General features: G+C 73.4%; 21 protein-coding genes. 9 read left to right on the top strand and 12 right to left on the bottom strand.

Annotated elements, in window-relative coordinates:
• A partial coding sequence (locus tag G6553_RS19685; RefSeq protein WP_166196663.1) for a response regulator occupies positions 1-1,523 on the top strand: 1,523 nt, incomplete at its 5' end.
• 91 nt (positions 1,524-1,614) lie between these two features.
• On the opposite strand, the gene G6553_RS19680 is transcribed toward G6553_RS19685, so the two are convergent.
• From G6553_RS19680 to G6553_RS19660, 5 genes are all read right to left on the bottom strand, one after another.
• Positions 1,615-2,046, bottom strand: coding sequence for a MerR family transcriptional regulator (locus G6553_RS19680; protein ID WP_166196661.1), 432 nt, complete (start codon positions 2,044-2,046; stop codon positions 1,615-1,617).
• A gap of 11 nt (positions 2,047-2,057) precedes the next feature.
• Positions 2,058-3,254, bottom strand: coding sequence for a molecular chaperone DnaJ (gene dnaJ / locus G6553_RS19675; RefSeq protein WP_166196659.1), 1,197 nt, complete (start codon positions 3,252-3,254; stop codon positions 2,058-2,060).
• 34 nt (positions 3,255-3,288) lie between these two features.
• Positions 3,289-3,966 (bottom strand): nucleotide exchange factor GrpE, encoded by a 678-nt coding sequence (grpE, locus tag G6553_RS19670; RefSeq protein WP_347565819.1) that lies wholly within the window; start codon positions 3,964-3,966, stop codon positions 3,289-3,291.
• Positions 3,963-5,819 carry a molecular chaperone DnaK gene (gene dnaK / locus G6553_RS19665; protein ID WP_166196657.1) on the bottom strand — a complete coding sequence of 619 codons (1,857 nt, stop codon included), beginning with the start codon at positions 5,817-5,819 and terminating at the stop codon, positions 3,963-3,965. Before dnaK ends, grpE begins: the two co-directional genes overlap by 4 nt.
• Before the next feature lie 214 nt (positions 5,820-6,033).
• Positions 6,034-6,921, bottom strand: coding sequence for a LysR family transcriptional regulator (locus tag G6553_RS19660; RefSeq protein WP_207620049.1), 888 nt, complete (start codon positions 6,919-6,921; stop codon positions 6,034-6,036).
• Positions 6,922-6,993: 72 nt separating this feature from the next.
• Between G6553_RS19660 and G6553_RS19655 the strand changes: the two genes are divergently transcribed.
• Both G6553_RS19655 and G6553_RS19650 read left to right on the top strand, forming a co-directional pair.
• Positions 6,994-7,701, top strand: a complete 708-nt coding sequence (locus G6553_RS19655) for an amino acid racemase (protein WP_166196655.1) — start codon at positions 6,994-6,996, stop codon at positions 7,699-7,701.
• A gap of 14 nt (positions 7,702-7,715) precedes the next feature.
• Positions 7,716-8,708 carry a M28 family peptidase gene (locus tag G6553_RS19650; RefSeq protein ID WP_166196653.1) on the top strand — a complete coding sequence of 331 codons (993 nt, stop codon included), beginning with the start codon at positions 7,716-7,718 and terminating at the stop codon, positions 8,706-8,708.
• A gap of 9 nt (positions 8,709-8,717) precedes the next feature.
• On the opposite strand, the gene G6553_RS19645 is transcribed toward G6553_RS19650, so the two are convergent.
• Positions 8,718-10,115 carry a CapA family protein gene (locus tag G6553_RS19645; protein ID WP_166196651.1) on the bottom strand — a complete coding sequence of 466 codons (1,398 nt, stop codon included), beginning with the start codon at positions 10,113-10,115 and terminating at the stop codon, positions 8,718-8,720.
• Positions 10,116-10,290: 175 nt separating this feature from the next.
• Complete coding sequence (locus G6553_RS19640; protein ID WP_207620048.1) at positions 10,291-10,746, bottom strand: NUDIX domain-containing protein; 456 nt, start codon at positions 10,744-10,746, stop codon at positions 10,291-10,293.
• A 65-nt stretch (positions 10,747-10,811) separates the two neighbouring features.
• On the opposite strand from G6553_RS19640, the gene G6553_RS19635 reads away from it, so the two are divergent.
• Positions 10,812-11,657 carry an aldo/keto reductase gene (locus G6553_RS19635; protein WP_166196649.1) on the top strand — a complete coding sequence of 282 codons (846 nt, stop codon included), beginning with the start codon at positions 10,812-10,814 and terminating at the stop codon, positions 11,655-11,657.
• 25 nt (positions 11,658-11,682) lie between these two features.
• On the opposite strand, the gene G6553_RS19630 is transcribed toward G6553_RS19635, so the two are convergent.
• Together G6553_RS19630 and G6553_RS19625 are read right to left on the bottom strand one after the other, a co-directional pair.
• Positions 11,683-12,222, bottom strand: coding sequence for a universal stress protein (locus G6553_RS19630; protein WP_166196647.1), 540 nt, complete (start codon positions 12,220-12,222; stop codon positions 11,683-11,685).
• A 10-nt stretch (positions 12,223-12,232) separates the two neighbouring features.
• Positions 12,233-12,730, bottom strand: a complete 498-nt coding sequence (locus G6553_RS19625) for a MarR family transcriptional regulator (RefSeq protein WP_166196645.1) — start codon at positions 12,728-12,730, stop codon at positions 12,233-12,235.
• A 40-nt stretch (positions 12,731-12,770) separates the two neighbouring features.
• Between G6553_RS19625 and G6553_RS19620 the strand changes: the two genes are divergently transcribed.
• Entirely contained in the window at positions 12,771-13,697 is a 927-nt protein-coding gene (locus G6553_RS19620; RefSeq protein WP_347565818.1) for an EamA family transporter, read from the top strand.
• Here G6553_RS19620 and G6553_RS19615 read toward each other — a convergent pair.
• Genes G6553_RS19615 through G6553_RS19605 form a run of 3 tightly spaced genes read right to left on the bottom strand, consistent with a single transcriptional unit; the run spans position 13,684 to position 15,244 of the window.
• Positions 13,684-14,268, bottom strand: a complete 585-nt coding sequence (locus G6553_RS19615) for a hypothetical protein (protein WP_166196641.1) — start codon at positions 14,266-14,268, stop codon at positions 13,684-13,686. The genes G6553_RS19620 and G6553_RS19615 overlap by 14 nt on opposite strands.
• Before the next feature lie 57 nt (positions 14,269-14,325).
• The gene (locus tag G6553_RS19610; RefSeq protein ID WP_166196639.1) at positions 14,326-14,811 is read right to left on the bottom strand and encodes a nitroreductase family deazaflavin-dependent oxidoreductase; all 486 of its coding nucleotides are present in this window, start codon (positions 14,809-14,811) and stop codon (positions 14,326-14,328) included.
• A 10-nt stretch (positions 14,812-14,821) separates the two neighbouring features.
• Positions 14,822-15,244 (bottom strand): nuclear transport factor 2 family protein, encoded by a 423-nt coding sequence (locus tag G6553_RS19605; RefSeq protein ID WP_166196637.1) that lies wholly within the window; start codon positions 15,242-15,244, stop codon positions 14,822-14,824.
• A gap of 47 nt (positions 15,245-15,291) precedes the next feature.
• On the opposite strand from G6553_RS19605, the gene G6553_RS19600 reads away from it, so the two are divergent.
• The 4 genes from G6553_RS19600 to G6553_RS19585 are packed head-to-tail and all read left to right on the top strand — an operon-like array spanning position 15,292 to position 19,344.
• Positions 15,292-16,170 (top strand): TIGR03619 family F420-dependent LLM class oxidoreductase, encoded by an 879-nt coding sequence (locus tag G6553_RS19600; protein ID WP_166196635.1) that lies wholly within the window; start codon positions 15,292-15,294, stop codon positions 16,168-16,170.
• Positions 16,167-17,312, top strand: a complete 1,146-nt coding sequence (locus tag G6553_RS19595; protein WP_347565817.1) for a hypothetical protein — start codon at positions 16,167-16,169, stop codon at positions 17,310-17,312. Before G6553_RS19600 ends, G6553_RS19595 begins: the two co-directional genes overlap by 4 nt.
• Positions 17,313-17,314: 2 nt before the next feature.
• Positions 17,315-18,163: an SDR family oxidoreductase gene (locus G6553_RS19590; protein WP_166196633.1), complete on the top strand. Its 849-nt coding sequence runs from the start codon at positions 17,315-17,317 to the stop codon at positions 18,161-18,163.
• Positions 18,160-19,344, top strand: a complete 1,185-nt coding sequence (locus tag G6553_RS19585; RefSeq protein ID WP_242680687.1) for a sulfotransferase — start codon at positions 18,160-18,162, stop codon at positions 19,342-19,344. The genes G6553_RS19590 and G6553_RS19585 overlap by 4 nt, the downstream gene beginning before the upstream one ends.
• The last annotated feature ends 125 nt before the right edge of the window (positions 19,345-19,469 follow it).

Genomic DNA, 19,469 nt, shown 5'->3' with positions numbered 1-19,469 from the left:
CCCGCCCCATGACCGCCGTACCCAGGATCGAGCCGCGCCGGGTGGTGATCGTCGACGACACCGCCGACCTGCGCGAGCTGCTCCGGCTCGCGCTCGTCCGCGGCGGCTTCGACGTCGTCGCCGAGGCCGGCGACGGCCGCGCCGGCATCGAGGCCGTGCGCGAGCAGCGACCCGACGTCGTCCTGCTGGACCTCTCCATGCCCGTCATGGACGGCCTCGAGGCGCTGCCGACCATCCGGCGCCTCGCCCCCCAGGCCAAGATCGTGGTGCTCTCGGGCTTCGGCGCCACCCAGATGTCCGCGCGCGCCATGGCCGCCGGCGCGGACGGCTACGTGCAGAAGGGCGCCTCGCTCACCTCGATCCTCGACTACGTCCGCGACGTCGCGGCCGGAGGCCTGGTGCGCGCGCCCCGATCCCTCTCGGTGGTCCCCGCGCCGCCGAGCACCGCCTCCGAGGAGCCCGCCGAGATGAACGCTGACGACCCGAGCGGGGACACGCTCACCGTCGCCGAGAAACCGCCACGCCGGCCGACCGTGCACGCCGCCGACACCAGCGAGCCCGCGCACCCGCCCGTCGGCGCGCACGTGTCGTCGTGGGAGGCGCTCGGGATGGCGCCGTACGGCGTCCTCGAGCTGGCCGACGAGCCGCTCTTCCGCGTCGTCTACGCCAACACCGTCGCCCAGCGGCTGCTCGTCGAGCGCTGCACCCCCGGCACGCCGCTGTCGCTGGCCGCGCCCCAGCTGGCCGGCCTGGTCGCCTTCCACCGCCTCGACAACGACGCGTCCTTCGAGGTGGTCCTGCCCGGCGGGGCGGTCCGGGCGACGCTGCGCCGCACCGGCTGGTCGGTGCTGGTCTACCTCGACTCCGCCTCCGACGACGTGGGGCTGCTGCGCCGCGCGATCGCCACCACGGCCCACGAGATCCGCGGCCCGGTCGCGGTCATCTGCGGCATCGCGGAGACCATCGGCTGGTCCGGCGCCGACCTCGACGCCGATCAGCGCGTCCGGCTGATGGCCTCGGTCGCGCGGCAGGCGCGGATGCTCGACAGCATCACCGCCGACCTGCTCACCGCGGCGCAGATCCAGCGGGGCACGCTCCGCATCGACCTGCAGACCGTCGACCCGCGCACGGTCGTCGAGTCGGTGGTCGCCGACCGCTACGACGTCGACGTCCGCATCGACGACGAGCGGCAGGTGCGCGCCGACCCGGTGCGGTTCGAGCAGATGCTCACGAACCTGCTGAGCAACGCGCACAAGTACGGCGCCGCGCCGTACACCGTCCACGTCCGGCCCGACGGCGACCTGGTCTCCATCGACGTCGTCGACGCCGGCGACGGGGTGCCCGAGGAGTTCCGCGGCTCGCTGTTCCGCGAGTTCACCCGCGCCCACGGCACCGTCGCGACCGGCACCGGCCTCGGCCTCTACGTCGTGCGCACGCTCGCCGAGGCGCAGAGCGGCCGGGCGACGTACGCCCCCGGCCCCTACGGCGGCTCGGTCTTCACCATCAGCCTGCGCGCCTGCTGATCGCGGCCCCTCCGAGACCCTCCCGGCCCCCGCCTCGTGCTGCCACGCTTGCGCCCCGGCGCACGCTCAGCAGCACGAGGCGGGCGGGGAGCTACCGGCCGCGGCGCCAGACGACGACGGCGGCCGTGGGGTCCGGCGAACGGAGGACCGGCAGCTTGTTGGCCACGACGTCGGTACGCCGCGCGGTCAGCGCCTGGCGCAGCGCGTCGCGGGTGGCGTCGAGCTCGGCCCGGAGCTCCTCGTTGCGCGACTGCAGCGCGAGCACCTGGTTCTGCAGGTCCATGATCCGGCGGACGCCCTCGATGCCGATCCCGGCCGAGGTGAGGGCGGCGATCTCGCGCAGCCGTTCGATGTCGCGCGAGGAGTAGCGCCGTCCGCCGCCGCCGGTGCGACCGGGCGTGATCAGCCCGAGGCGCTCGTAGGTGCGCAGGGTCTGCGGGTGCAGGCCGGTCAGCTCGGCCGCGACGCTGATGACGTAGACGGCTGAGTCCGGGTCGATCGGCGCGAAGAAACGGTCAACCACGGCCGCCTCCCTCAGGCGCTCTCGAACAACCCGGCCCGCAGCGGCTTGCCCGCCATCGCCGCGCGGTAGGCCTCGACGGCCTCGCGCGCCGCCGCGTCGAGCACGGCGGGGACCTGGACCTCGACGGTGGCGAGCAGGTCGCCCTTGGTGCCGTCCGGCTTCGGGGCGCCCTTGCCGCGCACGCGGAACGTGCGGCCGTTCGGCGTGCCCGGCGGGACCCGCAGCGTGACCGGGGCGCCGTTCAGCGTCGGGATCTTCACCTCGGCCCCGAGGGCTGCCTCGTCGAAGGAGACCGGCACGTCGAGGGTGAGGTTGGCGTCCTTGCGGCCGAAGATCCGGTGCGGGGAGACCTTGACGGTGACGTACAGGTCACCGGCCGGCCCACCGCTCTCGCCGGCCGCGCCCTTGCCGCGCAGCCGGATCCGCTGGCCGTCCTTGACGCCGGCGGGGATGCGGGCCTGGATCGTGCGGGCCGAGGCGCCGCGGCCGCTGCCGTGGCAGGTCGGGCACGCCTCGTCGTAGACCAGCTGCCGACCGCCGCAGCGGGGGCAGGTCTCGTTGATCGCGAACGCGCCGCCGGCCGACGCCACGACGTACCCCGCGCCCTCGCACTCGGGACAGACCTTCGGCTTGGTGCCGGGCTTGCCGCCGGTGCCGGAGCAGTCCGGGCACGGCGCGTCCGAGGACAGCCGCAGGGAGACCGTCACGCCCTCGATCGCGTCGGTGAACCCGATCGTGGCCGTGGTCTCCACGTCGGCGCCCTTGGCCGGGCGTCGCGCCTGCTGGGTACGCCGGCCGCCGCCGGCGCCGCCCCCGAAGAGGTCGCCGAACATGTCGCCGAACCCGCCGCCCCCACCGGCGCGGTCGCGCAGCAGGTCCTCGAACCCGCCCGGGAAGCCGCCCGCGCCTCCGCCGAAGCCGCCCCCGCCGCGGCTCTGCCAGCCGTGGGCGCCGGAGCCGTAGAGGGACCGCATCTCGTCGTACTTCGTGCGCTTCTCGGGGTCGCCGACGACGTCGTACGCCTCGGCCACCGCCTTGAACTTCTCGTGCTTGGCGGTGTCGCCGGGGTTGGAGTCGGGGTGGTTGGCGCGCGCGAGCCTGCGGTAGGCCTTCTTGATCTCCTCGGCCGTCGCGTCCTTCTTCAGGCCGAGCTCGGCGTAGAAGTCCTTCTGGGCCCAGTCGGCCCGGAAGCCGTCATCGGTGCTCACGCGCGCCTCCCTCCCGTTCTCGTGCTGTCGCTGGTTACTGCGGCGGGTCGACGACCAGGACCTGGGCGGCGCGGACCACCCGGTCACCGATCCGGTAGCCGGCCTTCGCGACCACCTTGCACGTGGTCACCTCGACCTCTGCGTCCTCGCCGAGGTGGCTGAGCGCCTCGTGCAGGCTCGGGTCGAACGCGTCGCCCGGGGTGCCGAACTTGGTCAGCCCGAGCCGCTCGACGGTCCGCTCGAGCTGGTCGGCGACCGCCTGGAAGCCGGCCTCGAGCTCGCCGCCCGACTGCTGCGCGGACTCGCGGGCCCGGTCGATGGTGTCGAGGACCTCGATGATCGGGGTGAGCGCGGCGTACGTCGCGTTCTCCCGGATCAGGTCGCGGTCCCGCTCCACGCGGCGCTTGTAGTTGACGAACTCGGCCTGCAGGCGCTGCAGGTCGGCCGTCCGCTCCGCGAGCTCCATCTGGGTGACGGTCAGCTCGTCGCGGGCCGGGTCCGGCTCGCCGGGGGTCTCCCCCGCGGGCTGGTCCTGGACGTCTTCCGGGGACAGGTCCGGCCCGGGCTCGGCGGGGGTCTCGGCGACCCCCGCCTCGTCCACGTGACCGGCCGCGTCGCCCGTGACCGGGTCGACGGGGTCGTCGGTCATCGGGTCGGTCATCGGCGGGGCGTTGATGTCCTCGGGCTCGGTGGGCTTGTGCGGATCGGTCACTTCGACTCGCCCTCGCCGGCGTCGGTCTCGTCGACCACCTCGGCGTCGACGATGTCGTCGTCGGCCTCGCCGGTCGCGCCCGCGGTGCCACCGGCGGCGGAGGCGTCGGCCTCGGCGGCGGCGTACATCGCGGCACCCATCTTCTGGCTGGACTCGCCGAGCTTGGTGACGCCCGCCTGGATCTCGTCGGCGGAGGCCTCGGTGTTCTCGAGGGTCGCCTTGAGCGCGTCGACGTCGGCCTGGACCTCGGTCTTCACGTCGTCCGGGATCTTGTCGCCGTTCTCGGCGAGGAACTTCTCGGTGGTGTAGACGAGCTGGTCGGCCTGGTTGCGGGCCTCGACCGCGGCGCGACGCTTGGCGTCCTCCTCGGCGTACTGCTCGGCCTCGCGGACCATCCGGTCGATGTCGTCCTTGCTGAGCGCGGAGCCGCCGGAGATCGTCATCGACTGCTCCTTGCCCGACGCCTGGTCCTTCGCGGTGACGTGGACGATGCCGTTGGCGTCGATGTCGAAGGTGACCTCGATCTTCGGCACGCCGCGCGGCGCCGGCGGGAGGCCGGTCAGCTCGAAGTTGCCGAGCGGCTGGTTCTGCGACCACATCTGGCGCTCGCCCTGGGCGACCTTGATCTCCACCGACGGCTGGTTGTCGTCGGCGGTCGTGAAGATCTCCGAGCGCTTGGTCGGGATGGTGGTGTTGCGCTCGATCAGCGTGGTCATCACGCCGCCCTTGGTCTCGATGCCGAGGGACAGCGGGGTGACGTCGAGCAGCAGGACGTCCTTGACCTCGCCCTTGAGGACGCCGGCCTGGAGCGCGGCGCCGAGCGCCACGACCTCGTCGGGGTTGACGCCCTTGTTGGGCTCCTTGCCGCCGAGCAGCTCCTTGACGACGTCGGTCACGGCCGGCATGCGGGTCGAGCCGCCGACGAGCACCACGTGGTCGATCGCGGAGACGCTGACGCCGCCGTCCTTGAGGACCTGCTGGAAGGGCTTCTTGGTGCGCTCGAGCAGGTCGGCGGTGAGCTTCTGGAACTCAGCTCGCGTCAGCCGCTCCTCGAAGTGCAGCGGGCCGGACTCGCCGTGGGTGATGTAGGGCAGGTGGATCGTGGTCTCCGAGGAGGAGGACAGCTCGATCTTCGCCTTCTCCGCGGCCTCCTGGAGGCGCTGCTTGGCGATCTTGTCGGCCGCCAGGTCCACACCGTTGGCGTTCTTGAACTTGGTGACCATCCACTCGACGACGCGCGCGTCCCAGTCGTCACCACCGAGGTGGTTGTCGCCGGAGGTCGCCTTGACCTCGACGACGCCCTCGCCGATCTCCAGCAGCGAGACGTCGAACGTGCCGCCACCGAGGTCGAAGACGAGGATCAGCTGGTCGTCGCCCTTGTCCAGGCCGTAGGCCAGCGCGGCCGCGGTGGGCTCGTTGACGATGCGCTGGACGTTGAGGCCCGCGATCTCGCCGGCCTCCTTCGTGGCCTGGCGCTGGGCGTCGGAGAAGTACGCCGGCACGGTGATGACCGCGTCGGTGACCGGCTCGCCGAGGTAGGCCTCCGCGTCCCGCTTCAGCTTCTGCAGCACGAAGGCGCTGATCTGCTGCGGGGTGAAGTCCTTGTCGTCGATCTTCTGCTTCCAGTCGGTGCCCATGTGGCGCTTGACCGACCGGATGGTGCGGTCGACGTTGGTGACGGCCTGCCGCTTGGCGACCTCACCGACGAGGACCTCGCCGGACTTGGCGAACGCGACGACCGACGGGGTGGTCCGGGCGCCTTCCGCGTTCGCGATGACGGTGGGCTCGCCGCCCTCCAGGACCGACACGACGCTGTTCGTCGTGCCGAGGTCGATGCCGACCGCACGTGCCATGGGATGCAACCTCCGCTTGCTCGGGTGAACTGCTGTCTGTCTGGGATGTCTTCGGGTGGTGCTGGGGACCGGCACGTGAGGCGCCGGAAGTCTGGGTCAGAGTCTGGCAGACGACTTGAGTCCGTCCAACTCAACTTTGCTCACTGGGCTCAACGGAGGGTGGGCGCCGGTTGTTCCCGGGTCGGCCGCTCTTCTCCCGCCGACGCGGGGCGGGTCAGGCGGAGGCTCGGGCGACCAGCCGCGCGACGAGCGCGGCGGTCGCGGGCACGGCGTCGGCGCCGGGCCGGTGCACGAGCCCGACGTGGCGGCGGCCGAGGACCGGGAGGTCGACGACCCGGACGTCGGGGTGGCGGTACGCCGCGAGCGCGGACGCCGGGAGGACGGTGACGCCGAGGCCGCGGGCCACGAGGTTCTGGACGACCACGTAGTCGTCGCTGGTGTGCCGGACGGTCGGCTCGAAGCCCGCGGCCGCGCAGCGCGTGACCAGGTGGGTGCGGCAGCGCACGCAGCCACCGATCCAGTCCTCGTCGGCGAGGTCGGCCAGCCCCCGGCGGCCGGGCCCCGGGTGGCCCGGCGGCAGCACCAGGTGGACCGGCTCCTCGAGCAACGGCCGCCAGGCCAGCGTGCCGAGGCCGGCCGGCGGGCCGTCGTACCCGAAGGCGAGAGCGAGGTCGGCGTCCCCGGCCGACACCGCGGCGAGCGCCTCGGGCGGCTCGCCCTCCTGCAACCCGACCTCGACGCCCGGGTGGTCGGCGGCCAGCGCGCCGACGGCGTCGGGGACGAGCGTCGCGGCCGCCGAGGGGAACGCCACGAGCCGCACCCGACCGCCCCGCAGGCTGTGCAGCGCAGCCAGCTCCTCCCGAGCCGCGTGCAGCTCGGCCGCGACCACGTCGGCCCGGCGCAGCAGCGCCTCGCCGGCCTCGGTCGGGGTGACGCCGGCCGGTCCGCGCAGCAGGAGCGGGCCGCCCGCGTCGCGCTCGAGGCGGGCGAGGTGCTGGCTGACCGCGGGCTGGGTCCACCCGAGCCCACGGGCGGCAGCGCTGATCGACCCGGCGCGCGCGACGTCGCGCAGGAGGAGCAGTCGGCGGGGATCGAGCACCATCAGCACAACTTATGCCCCCTCCTACGAGGACGGGGATTCCCTTGGGGGTGCAGCGCCGCCAGGCTGCTGTGCATGCAGACCATCGGACTCGTCGGCGGCATGTCCTGGCACTCGACCGCCACCTACTACCGGCTCGTCAACGAGGAGGTCGCCGCACGCCTCGGCGGCCACGCCTCGGCCCGGATCTCCCTGCAGTCCCTCGACTTCGCCGAGGTCCGCGCCTGCCAGGAGCGCGGCGACTGGGCCGCCTCCGGGGACCTGCTCGCGGACGCCGCCCGGCGCTGCGAGGCGGGCGGTGCCGACCTCGTCGGGCTGTGCACGAACCTCATGCACAAGAACTTCGCCGCGCTCGCCGACGCCGTCACGGTGCCGGCCGTCCACATCGCCGACGCGGTCGCGGCCGTCGCCGCCCGCCAGGGCTGGACGACGCTCGGCCTGCTCGGCACCCGCTGGGTGATGGAGGAGACGTTCTACGCCGATCGTCTCGCCACCCACGGCATCGAGGTCGTCGTGCCGGAGGAGACCGACCGGGCGATGGTCGACCGCGTCGTGTTCGACGAGCTGACGCGCGGCGTGGTGCGGGCGGAGTCGCGGTCGGCGTACGCCGCCGTCATGGACGACCTGCGGCGGCGCGGCGCCGGGGCGGTGGTGCTCGCCTGCACCGAGATCGGCCTGCTCGTCGGGCCCGACGACGCTCCCCTGCCCGTCATCGACTCCACCGTCGCCCACGCCTCGCTGCTCGTCGACCTCGCGCTCGGGCACCACCCGGCACCCGCGTAGGGCACGATCGGGACATGCGCCGGTCCGCGATCGTCTCGGTCGGGCTGGCCGTGTCCCTGCTGGCCGCCTGCAGCAGCGACCCCGAGGCGGACGCCCCGAGCGCTTCCCCGTCGACGACCTCGTCCGCGCCCACCACCTCACCGACACCGTCACCGACGCCGTCACTCACACCTTCGTCGACGCCCACTGCCGAGCCGGTGCGGCGGGTCTCCCCCGACGACGTGCGGGTCGCGACGGCGGTCGCCGCGGTCGAGCACCTCGCGGGCCGGATCGGCCCGCGGCCAGGCACGTCGCCGGCGTACCGCCGTGCGGCGCGGTGGGTGCAGGGCCGCCTGGAGGAGCTCGGCTGGACGGTGGAGCAGCAGCCGTTCCGGACGCCGGCGGGCGTCTCGTGGGGCGTGCCGGTGCGGGCGGGGCGGTCGACCAACGTGGTCGCGACCCGCGGCGACGTCCGCCCCGGGCGGCCGTGGCTGCTGGTCGGCGCCCACCTCGACACGGTCCCCCAGGCGCCGGGCGCGGAGGACAACGCCTCCGGGGTGGGCGCGCTGCTCGCGGTCGCCGAGGCGCTGGACGAGCGGCGGGCGCGGATGCCGGTCGTGCTGGTCGCCTTCGGCTCCGAGGAGCCACGGGGCCCGGGGGAGGCACACCACTACGGCTCGAGGGCGTACGTCGCCGGGCTGTCGACCGCCGAGCGCGGCAGCCTGAACGGCATGGTCTCCCTCGACCGCGTCGGCGTCGGGTCGGTGCTGCCGGTGGGGAGCGCGGGGGACGGCGACCCGGTCCAGCAGCAGCTGCTCGAGGCGGCCGAGCGGGCGGGCGTGCCGACGGTCGTGGACACCCAGCAGCGGTCGAGCGACCACTGGTCGTTCGTCCGGGCCGGCCTGCCCGGAGCGCGGCTGGGCAGCACCTGCTACGCGGCGTACCACTCCGCCGCCGACGTGCCCTCCGTCGTCTCCCGCGACCAGCTGCGACGGACCGCACGGACCGTCGTGGCCTGGCTGCGCTGACGGCGCGGCTCAGCGCGCGTAGGGGCCGGTGCTGGTCGACCACACGTCGGCGAGGATCCCGTCCGCCCGGGCGCCGTCGACGAAGCGCGGCGCGAACGTCGGCGGGTCCATCGCGTAGGGCACCAGCCGGACCGCCTTGAGCTCCGCACCCCAGAACGTCGCCTCCAGCACCACGCCCTCGAGCGTCTGCTCCATGAAGTCCATGTCGAAGACGAAGTTGCCCAGCGAGTGCACGACCGGGACGCCGTCGACGACGTCCACGCCCTGCACCCAGTGCGGATGGCCGCCGACGACGAGGTCCGCGCCGGCCGCGACCAGCCGGCGGGCGACGGTGCGCTGGACCGGCTCGGGCCGGTGGGTGTACTGCGTGCCCCAGTGCGGCAGCACGACCACCACGTCGGCCCGCTCGCCGGCGCGGCCGATCACGCGCTCGACGTGGCGCAGGTCGGCCTCGACCAGCCGCGGTCCGGTGCGTGGCGGCATCCGCACGCCCAGCGCCCCCGGGTCGGTCGGCGTCGCCTGCGGCGTCTCGCCGATCGCGTTGAACCCGACGAACGCGAAGCGCACCCCGCCCCTCTCCACGTACGCCGGCCGGCCGGCCGCCGCGCGGTCCGGCCCGGCCCCGAACACCTCGATCGGGCTGGCCCGCAGCTCCTCGACCGTCTCGAGCAGCGCCCGCTCCCCGAAGTCGCCCGTGTGGTTGTTGGCCAGCGACAGCACGTCGAACCCGGCCCGCCGCAGCGGCCCCAGCAGGGCCGGCGTCGCCCCGAACGAGTCGCTGGCAGGGACCTGGGTCGGCGACCCGTCGAGGCTCAGCGTGCTCTCGAGGTTGCCGACCGTGACGTCGGCACTCCGGAGCCGGCCGGCCGTCGGCGCCAGCGCGCCCCACGCGTCCGGCACCCCGCGCACGAGCATCACGTCACCGACCACCGTCAGCCCCACCGCGCGCGGGTCGTCGCGGACCGGGTCGCGGCCGGCCACCTGCGCCACCGTGGCCGTCGGCCCGACGGCCCCCACCGGCACGACCGCGAGCGTCCCCGGGTCACGCTCCACCGCGCGCAGCCGTCGCGCCACCGGCCCGGTCGCCACCACCCGTCGGCCGCGCCAGCGGGTCACCTCGCCGCTGGCCAGCCGCGCCGACGTACCCCTCGACAGGCGGAGCTGCGGCTGCGTCGCGTGCCCGACCACCACGAGCTCCTCGTCCGGCTCGGCGGGCGGCTCGGCGGGCGGCTCGGTGCTCGGGTCGGTGCTCGTGTTGGGGCCCGGGTCGGTGCTCGGGTCGGTGCTCGGGTCGCCCGCGGCCTCCGGCGACGTCCCGGGGCTGGCCGGGGCCCCCGGCCCCGACGCCCCGTCGGTGCACCCGGCCAGCAACAGCGCCGCCAGCACCAGCGCACCCCATCGCCTCATCCACCCACGCTAGCCGCGGCGAACCGTCCTCGGGCCGTCCACAACTGCGCAATTGCGCGGTTTCAGCGCCTCGGCCGCCGGGAGAACCGCTACAACCGCACAATTGAACGATCGTCGACGCCCGAACCCGTGCCACACCACCCCGTGCCGCCAGCCCCGGGAGGAGCCGCCGACCTCAGCGGCGGAGCAGGCGGAGGGCGAGGTCGACGAGGGAGACGTGGGGCAGGCGGGCGGCGTCGGCGAGGGGGATCCAGCGGGCCTCGTCGGTGGTGCCGTCGACCTCGGCGGTGAGCTCGCCGCCGGTGACGGTCGCGGCGAAGAGGACGCGGACGGCCTTGAGCGAGCGGTCGGTGTCGAGGTGGCGGCGGGAGGCGGGGATGACGTAGGTGTCGACGGTGAGCAGGCCGTCGAGCCGGACGTCGTACCCGGTCTCCTCGCGCACCTCGCGGACCGCGCCCTCCTCGACGGTCTCGTCGAGCTCGACGCCACCGCCGGGGAGCGTCCACCGGGGGCCGTCGGCCGCCTCGTTCCACAGCGCCAGCAGGATCCGGTCCTGGTCGTCGGTGATGACGGCGTACGACGCCAGCCGGGTGTCGTAGGCGGTGTAGGGGACCGGTTCCGGGACGCTCACGTGACCATTCTCGCGTGCGGGCCCATCGGGGAAGGATTTGGCGACCGGTGGTCTTGTGAGACGGCATGAGCGTCCCGACGATCACCCTGAACAACCAGACGACGATCCCGCAGCTGGGCTTCGGCACCTACCAGGTGCCGCCGGAGGACACCGCGGCCGCGGTGAGCACGGCCCTGGAGATCGGCTACCGGCACATCGACACCGCGCAGATGTACCAGAACGAGGCCGGCGTCGGCGAGGCGATCAAGGCCTCGGGCGTGCCTCGCGAGGAGCTGTGGATCACCAGCAAGCTCAACAACGGCTTCCACCGCCCCGACGACGCGCGCCGCTCCTTCGACGAGACCCTCGAGAAGCTCGGCGTCGACGTGATCGACCTCTTCCTCATCCACTGGCCGCTGCCGACGAGGTACGACGGCGACTACGTCTCCACGTGGCGCACCCTCACCGAGCTCGTCGACCAGGGCCGGGCCCGCGCGGTCGGCGTCTCGAACTTCCAGCCCGCCCACCTCGACCGGATCGTGGCGGAGACCGGCGTCGTGCCGGCGGTGAACCAGATCGAGGTCCACCCCTACTTCTGCAACGAGGAGGCCCGCGCCGCCTCGATCCGCCACGGCATCGAGGTCGAGGCGTGGTCCCCGATCGCGCAGGGCGCGGTGCTCGACGACGCGGTGATCGGCCGGATCGCCGAGGCGCACGGCAAGACCCCGGCGCAGGTGACGCTGCGCTGGCACGTCGAGCGCAGCGACATCGTCTTCCCCAAGTCGGTGACCGAGCAGCGCATCCGCGAGAACTTCGACATCTTCGACTTCTCGCTCAGCGTCGACGAGGTCGCGGAGATCAGCGCCCTCGACCGGGGCGCAGCCGGCCGCACCGGCCCCGACCCGGACACCTTCGACTACATCCCCTCCTGAACGGACCCGCCGCGGAGGGCGGCCCTCACGCGGAGGGCTGCTCGTCCGCGGTCGGCACGGCCGCGTCGAGGGTGCGGGTGCGCTCGGTCTCGGAGGTCCGGGCGCCCCGCACGACGACGACCGGGCACGACGCGTGCCGCACCAGCTGGTCGGTGGTCGAGCCGAGCGTGAGCCCGCGGAAGCCGCCGCGACCGCGCGAGGACACGACCACGAGGTCGGCCTCGGCCGACGCCTCGAGCAGCGCGGTGCCGGCGGGGCCGCAGTACGCCGAGTAGTCGACCGCGACGCCCTCCCCACGGGTCGCGACGGTCCCGGCGACGTCGGCGCGCAGGTCGTCGAGCACGGCCTCCTCGAAGTCGGCCCGCGGCGGGACGTAGCCGAAGGTCTGGCTCTTGGGCCGCGGCGCCGTGGAGAACGTCCAGCCGCGGACGATCGTGATCGTCCCGCCGACGGCCCGCGCGTGGTCGAGCGCCCACTCGAGCGCGTGAAGCGCAGGCTCCGAGCCGTCGTTGCCGACGACGATGCGGGGGCCGGTGGCCGAGGTCTGCTGCGCGGTCTCGCTCATGGTTCGCACCTTAGTCGGCCTCCAGCGCCCGGCCCCACTGCTCCAGCAGTCCGGCCAGCTGGGTCCGCTGGCGCTCGGTGAGCCCGGCGAGCAGGCGGTGCTCGTTGGCGATGTGGGCGGTGAACGCACGGTCGACCAGCGCCCGCCCCTCCTCGGTCAGGGCCACGACCCGGCCGCGACCGTCGCGCTCGTGGACGCGCCGGGTCGCCCACCCCTGCTGCACGCAGCGGTCGACCCGCTTGGTGATCGCGCCGGAGCTGACCATGGTCGAGGCGGCGAGCGCCCCGGGCGTCAGCTCGTACGGCGCGCCGGCGCGGCGCAGGGTCGCGAGGACGTCGAACTCGCCCTCGCCGAGCCCGTGCTCGGCGTACTCCGCGACCAGCTCCTCGGTGAGCCGCGCGGCGAGGCGGTGCAGCCGCGCGACGACCCCGACCGGGCTGACGTCGAGGTCGGGTCGCTCGGCGCGCCACTGCTCGAGGACGTGGCCGACGAAGTCCGGTTCGCTCATGGATTGGACAATATCTCACGCGGAAGATACTTTGTCTTCCGTGGAAACTACTTCCTGGCGCACGATCGCCCTCACCGCGGTCGCCCCCGTCGTGTGGGGCACGACGTACCTCACCACCGAGGAGCTCCTCCCGCCCGACCGCCCGCTCTTCAGCGCCGCGGTCCGCGCGCTCCCGGCCGGCCTGCTGCTCCTCGCCTGGTGCCGCCGACTCCCCCGCGGCGACTGGTGGTGGAAGGCCGCCGTGCTCGGCCTGTGCAACATCGGACTCTTCTTCCCCCTGCTCTTCCTCGCCGCCTACCGCCTGCCCGGCGGGCTCGCCGCGACGCTCCAGGCGACGCTGCCGCTGGCCGTGATGGCCCTGGCGTACGCCGCGCTGGGCGAGCGGGCGTCCGGGCGCGGTGTCGCGGCGGCCGTCGTCGGCCTGGCCGGCGTCGCCCTGCTGGTGCTCGGCTCGCCGGGCGACGTCGACCTGCTCGGCCTCGCCGGCGGGGCCGCGTCGGTGGTCGTCGCGGCGACCGGCTTCGTGCTCGTCAAGCGCTGGCGGGCGCCGGTCGACATGCTCACGCTGACGTCCTGGCAGCTGGTGGCCGGCGGGCTGCTGCTCACCCCCGTGGCCCTGCTGGTCGAGGGCGCTCCGCCGGCCGTCGACGCGCCCGCCGCGGTCGGCTACCTCTGGCTCGGCGGCGTCGGCACCGTCGTGGCGTACGCCCTCTGGTTCCGCGGGCTCACCCGGATGCCGGCCGGCGCGGTGGCGCTCATCGGCCTGTTGAACCCCGTCGTCGGCACCGCCCTCGGCGCGCTGGTCGCGGGCGAGGTGTTCGGGCTCCCCCAGGCCGTCGGCGTCACGCTCGTGCTGGGCGGCGTGCTCGCCGGTCAGCGGCGCCGCCGTCCGGCCCGGCGGACCGCGCCGCCGGCTCGCACGCCCGCGTGCGCGCCCGGGTGCGCGCCGGCGCTCAGCCGATCGTGACGGTGACCTCGTTGGACTCCAGGCCGGTGCTGGTGTCGATCATGCGGAAGCGGTTCTCGCCGAGCTGGCCGGTCTGGATGTAGGTGGAGAACGTCTCGTTGCTGACCGACGCCGTCACCGGGAAGTCGACCCACTGGCCGTCCGCGAACCGCTGCACCTGCAGGATCGCCCCCTCGCCGCCGGTGTAGACGCCGGTCAGGTCGATCTGCTGCATCGGCGAGACGCTCGTCTGGCCCGCCGAGAGGGAGATCTCGTCCTCGGGCGCCTCGCTCGAGGGGGACTCCGACGGCTCGTCCTCGGCCGAGCCGCTCGAGCTCCCGTCCGGCGCCAGGGTGATCAGCGGCTCGGTCGGCTCACCGGTCGGCTCCGGCTTCGGGAGGTAGAAGGACTGGCGGTCCGACGCGCTGCTGCCGCCGCCGTCGTCGTCGTCCCCGCCGAGCCCCAGCACGCTCACCGCGCCGAGGGCCACACCACCGAGCACCAGCCCGACGACCAGCGCGACGCCGACCAGCGCGATCAGGCCGGTGAGCACGGGTCGGTCGGGACGCTCGTCCAGGTCGTCGGGGGCCACGCGCCCATTGTCGGGGACGGCACCTGATCAGCCAACCGGGACGGGCGCGCGACGGCGTCAGCGGGGCTCGAGCACCACGACGGGGATCTCGCGGTCGGTCCAGCGCTGGTAGCGGTCGAAGTCGGCGTACAGCTCGACCAGACGCGGCCAGAGCGCCGCGCGCTCCTCGGGCCCGGCGACGCGGGCGCGCACGCGGCGTACCCGCTCGCCCTTGATCGCGACCTGGGTGTCGGGGTGCGCCAGCAGGTTGCGGTACCACTGGGGATGTTTCGGCAGGCCACCCTGGGAGGCGACGACGACCAGGTCACGGCCGTCCTCGAGGTAGAGCAGCGGCGTGGTGAAGCGGTTGCCGCTCTTGCGGCCGACGTGGTCGAGCAGCAGCGTCGGCACCGGCTTCCTCCAGCCGGCGCCGATGCGCCACGTGGAGCCGACGCGGCCGTTGGTGGCGCGGAACGCCGCGACCTGGACCTGCGCGACGCGCTTGAGGACCTTCGGCACCAGCGGGGAGTCGAGGCCGGCAGGCTTCTCGTCGGGGAGACCCATGGGCGGCACCCTAGGTCCGCTTCCAGACGATCTCCTCGCGCAGCTCGCGGCTGCGCCAGCCGTCGGGCGTGCGGACCATCCGGTGGTGGTAGATCCCGCCGAACTCCACGACCTTCTCGCTGCCGTCCTCGGCGGTCACCGGCATCGGGTTGTGGAAGTACGCCGCCACGGCGGCCTCGTCGCCGGCGAGCTCGATCTCGACCTGGCCGAGCGTGTGCATGCGACGCGGGAAGAACGCTGGCAGCACCTCCGCCAGCCACGGCTTGACCGCACCGAAACCGTCGGCGATGCCGCCGGACTCGGTGTAGTCGATCCGCGCGTCGTGCGTGAAGACGGTGTCCAGCCGGTCGAAGTCGCCGGTGTCGATCGCCCGCGTGTAGCGCGTCAGCACGGCGGCGATCTCCGTGCGGTCGCTGAGCTCGTCCAGGTCCACGGGACGAACCCTGGCACAGAACTGGAACACGTTCTAGTGTGCGCCCCATGCGATTCACCTACGCCGAGGCCATGACCCGGGTCGACTACTACGCGCCCCTGGCCCAGGCGGCCGAGGCGGCCGGGTACACGAGCATGACCGTCGCCGACAGCCTCATCTACCCCGAGGAGTCGGACTCGACGTACCCCTACACCGACACCGGCGACCGGGAGTTCCTCGACGGCAAGGAGTTCATCGAGACGATGGTGCTCTGCGCGCACCTGTTCGCGGTGACGTCCACGCTGCGGCTGACGCCGTTCGTGCTGAAGCTGCCGGTGCGCCCGCCGGTGCTCGTGGCCAAGCAGGCCTCCTCGCTGGCGCACCTCTCCGGCAACCGGCTCGGCCTCGGCGTCGGCATCTCGCCGTGGCCGGAGGACTTCGCCGCGATGGGCGTCGCGTGGGAGAAGCGCGGCAAGCGGATGGACGAGTGCCTCGACATCGTCCGCGGCCTCACCAGCGGCGACTACTTCTCCTACTCCGGCCAGTTCTACGACATCGCCTCGCTCAAGCAGACCCCCGCGCCGACCGAGCGGCTGCCGCTGCTCGTCGGCGGTCACGCCGACGCCGCGCTGCGCCGCGCGGTCCGCAAGGGCGACGGCTGGATGCACGCCGGCGGCGACGGCGAGGAGCTCGACCGCATGCTCGGGCGCTTGGCCGAGATCCGGGAGGAGGAGGGCGACACCCGCGACGACTTCGAGGTGCACGTCATCTCCTACGACGCCTACACCCCCGACGGCATCAAGCGCCTGGAGGACAAGGGCGTCACCGACTGCATCGTCGGCTTCCGCATCCCCTACATCGTCGGCCCGGACACCGAGCCGCTGGAGAAGAAGGTGGCGGCGCTCGAGCGGTACGCCGAGGACGTCATCGCGAAGGTGAACCCGTGAGCCGGGCGCTGGGGCTCACGAAGCCGCTGCGGGACGCGATCGCCGAGGCCGAGGAGCTCATCGCCGGCGCGCCGTTCATCCGCACCGAGCAGGACCTGCTCGAGGGCTACGACTACCTCGCCGGCCGGATCCGGATGGCGATGCAGACGGCCTTCGACTACGACCTCGAGCGGCCGCTGTTCGTCAACCCGACCCACCAGTTCTCCCGGCAGGGCCTGGACAACCCCGACGCGCTCTACTTCAACGCCTACCTCCGTGAGGGCGTGGAGTACGTGGTCCGCGGTCGCCGGGGGACCAGCGCCGACCTGTCGTTCCAGGTCATGGGCGGGGCGTACACGGCGACCAGCGCCGCGACGTCGATGCTCGCCTTCGACGACCGCGAGCTCGACATCGCCGACGACGGCACCTTCGAGCTCACCTACACCGCCGAGCCCGGCGCCAAGACCCTCATCGTCCGCGAGGTCTTCAACGACTGGGACACCGAGGAGCGCGGGGTGCTGTGGATCGAGCGGCCCGACACGATGGGGAAGCCCGCCCGGCCGCTCTCGGAGGCGACGCTCGCGAAGAAGTACGAGGTGGCCGCGCGGTCGCTGACCAGCTCGATCCAGACCTGGTTCGCCTTCCCCCACTTCTTCCAGTACCGGCAGGACGTCAACACCCTGACCCCGCCGCAGGCCACGCCCGGCGGCCTCGCCTCCCAGCGCTCCTCGATCGGCCACTACGAGCTCGACGAGGACCAGGCGATGGTCATCACCGTGCCCGAGTGCACCGACTGCAGCTACCAGGCCGTGCAGATCGGCTCGGACTGGTACGTCTCGACCGACTACGAGACCCACCAGACCTCGCTCACCAAGGCGCAGGCGGTCACCGACCCCGACGGGCGGATGCGGTTCGTCGTCTCCGAGCAGAACCCGGGCATCGCCAACTGGCTGGAGACCACCGGCCACCGCACCGGGTCGATCATGCTGCGCTGGCAGCGCCTCGAGCGCGACCTCGGCCTCGAGGACGGGCCGACCGTGGAGGTCGTGCCCGTCGACTCCGTGCGCGACCACCTGCCCCACTACTCCCCCGTCACCCCCGAGGAGTACGCCGCGCGGATCGCCGCCCGGCAGCGCTCCGTCGCCCGAAGGATGCTGAGCTGACGATGCCGAGCCCGCAGACCGCCGCCGCCCACCTGGAGACCGACGCCGAGGTGGAGGCCCGCTACCGGCCGCTCCCACTGTTGGAGGGCAAGGTGCTGGTGCTCTCCGGCGTCGGCCCCGGCCTGGGCCGCGCCTTCGGCGAGGAGGCCGCGAGGATGGGCGCCGACCTGGTGCTCGTCAGCCGCACCGAGCGCCGCCTGGAGAAGATGGCGGAGACCGTGCGCTCCCTGGGGCGGCGAGCGCTCGTCGTACCCACCGACATCACCGACGAGGCCTCCCGCGTCGCGCTCGTCGAGCGGTCGCTGGCGGAGTTCGGCCGGGTCGACTGCCTGATCAACAACGCCTTCGGCATCCCGCCGATGGACCCGCTGACCACCCTCGACCTCGACGGCCTGCGCGCCGCGAACGAGACCAACGTCTTCGCGCCCCTGCGGCTGACCGCGCTCTTCGCCGACGCGCTGGCCGCCTCGCGGGGGTCGGTGCTGATGGTCAACTCGTGCGTGCTCTACCAGTCGCAGGAGGAGTTCGCCGGCTACAAGCTGTCCAAGGGCGCGCTCGAGCACTTGTCGTCCTCGCTGGCCACCGAGCTAGGCCCGCGCGGGATCCGGCTCAACAGCGTCGCGCCGTCCTACATCTACGAGGACGTCAACAAGGGCTACTTCGACTGGCTCGCCTCGGAGTCCGGCCGCACGCACGACGAGGTGTACGCCGAGAAGGCCGCGCCGACCGACCTCAAGCGGCTCGCGAGCCCGGCCGAGGTGGCTCGCGCGGCCCTGGTGCTGGCCACGGACCTGTGCTCGGCGGTGACCGGGCAGGTGCTCAACGTCGACTGCGGGGAGTTCCACCGATGACCGAGACCAGCGCCGGGGCCGGTGAGGGCCTCAACGTGATGACCCGCGAGCGCGCGGACGTCGGGTCGTACGACGACATCGCCGCCGCCGCGCGCCGCACGACCGGCCTGGAGGACCTCGGCGGCACGGAGCACGAGGAGGGCCTGCGCGTCCTCGTCGACGACCTGGCGTCCGACGAGGCGGGGCTGACCCCGCGCGGCAACTACTTCCAGCGCTCGGAGGTCAAGAGCGCGCTGGTCGGCCGGCTGCTCACCCAGGCGCAGTTCACCGCGCGGCCCGAGCACGCCGACGTGCCGATCGAGCGGCCGGTCTTCGTCATGGGCCTCCCGCGCACCGGCACCACCGCGCTGCACCGGCTGCTGCACGCCGACCCGGCCGCGCAGGGGCTGGAGATGTGGCTGACGCAGTACCCCCAGCCGCGCCCGCCCCGCGAGACGTGGGAGGCCGACCCGATCTTCGCCGCGATGCAGGAGGCGTTCTCCGCGCACCACGTGGAGAGCCCGGAGTTCATGGGGATCCACTACATGGACGCCACGACCGTCGAGGAGTGCTGGCGGCTGCTGCGCCAGACCGGCAAGTCAAACTCGTACGAGTCGCTGGCGAACGTCCCGCGCTACTCGGCCTGGCTCGCCGAGCAGGACTGGACCGACGCCTACGCCCGGCACAAGCAGAACCTCCAGCTCGTCGGGCTCGACGACCCCGACAAGCGCTGGGTGCTGAAGAACCCCTCGCACATGACCGCCCTCGACGCGCTCATGGCGGTCTACCCCGACGCGCTGGTCGTCTACACCCACCGCGACCCGGTCGTCTGCATCGCCTCCTCGTGCTCCTTGTCGGCCGAGACCACGGCCGGGCACTCCACGACGTACGTCGGCGACACGATCGGCCGCACCCAGCTCGACCTGTGGTCGCGCTCCTTCCACGCCTTCCACGACGCCCGCCCGCGCTACGACCAGGCGCAGTTCGTCGACGTCGCCTTCGCCGACCTGCTCGCCGACCCGCTCGGCACCGCGCGGTCGGTCTACGAGCACTTCGAGCTGGACTGGACCCCCGACGCCCAGGCGGCGATGGAGGAGATCGACCGGGAGTCCAAGCAGGGCGCCGCGAAGCCCTCGCACCGCTACTCGATCGAGGACTACGGGCTCACCGAGGCCGACGTCCGGGCGGCCTTCGACCGCTGACCTGCCCGGCTCGCGTCCACAGGCGACCGGTCGCGCGCGCCGTTCCACAACCCGGCGAGGACCGAGTACGCCGTGCGGGTGCCGGCCGGCAGCGTGGCGTCATGACCTCCACCCCGCTCCTCACC

The organism is Nocardioides sp. IC4_145 (genome assembly GCF_011250565.1).
In the GTDB taxonomy this organism is placed as follows: Bacteria; Actinomycetota; Actinomycetes; order Propionibacteriales; family Nocardioidaceae; genus Nocardioides.
Note: the sequence above shows the minus strand (reverse complement) of the source record. Positions and strands in the feature narration are given on the sequence as shown.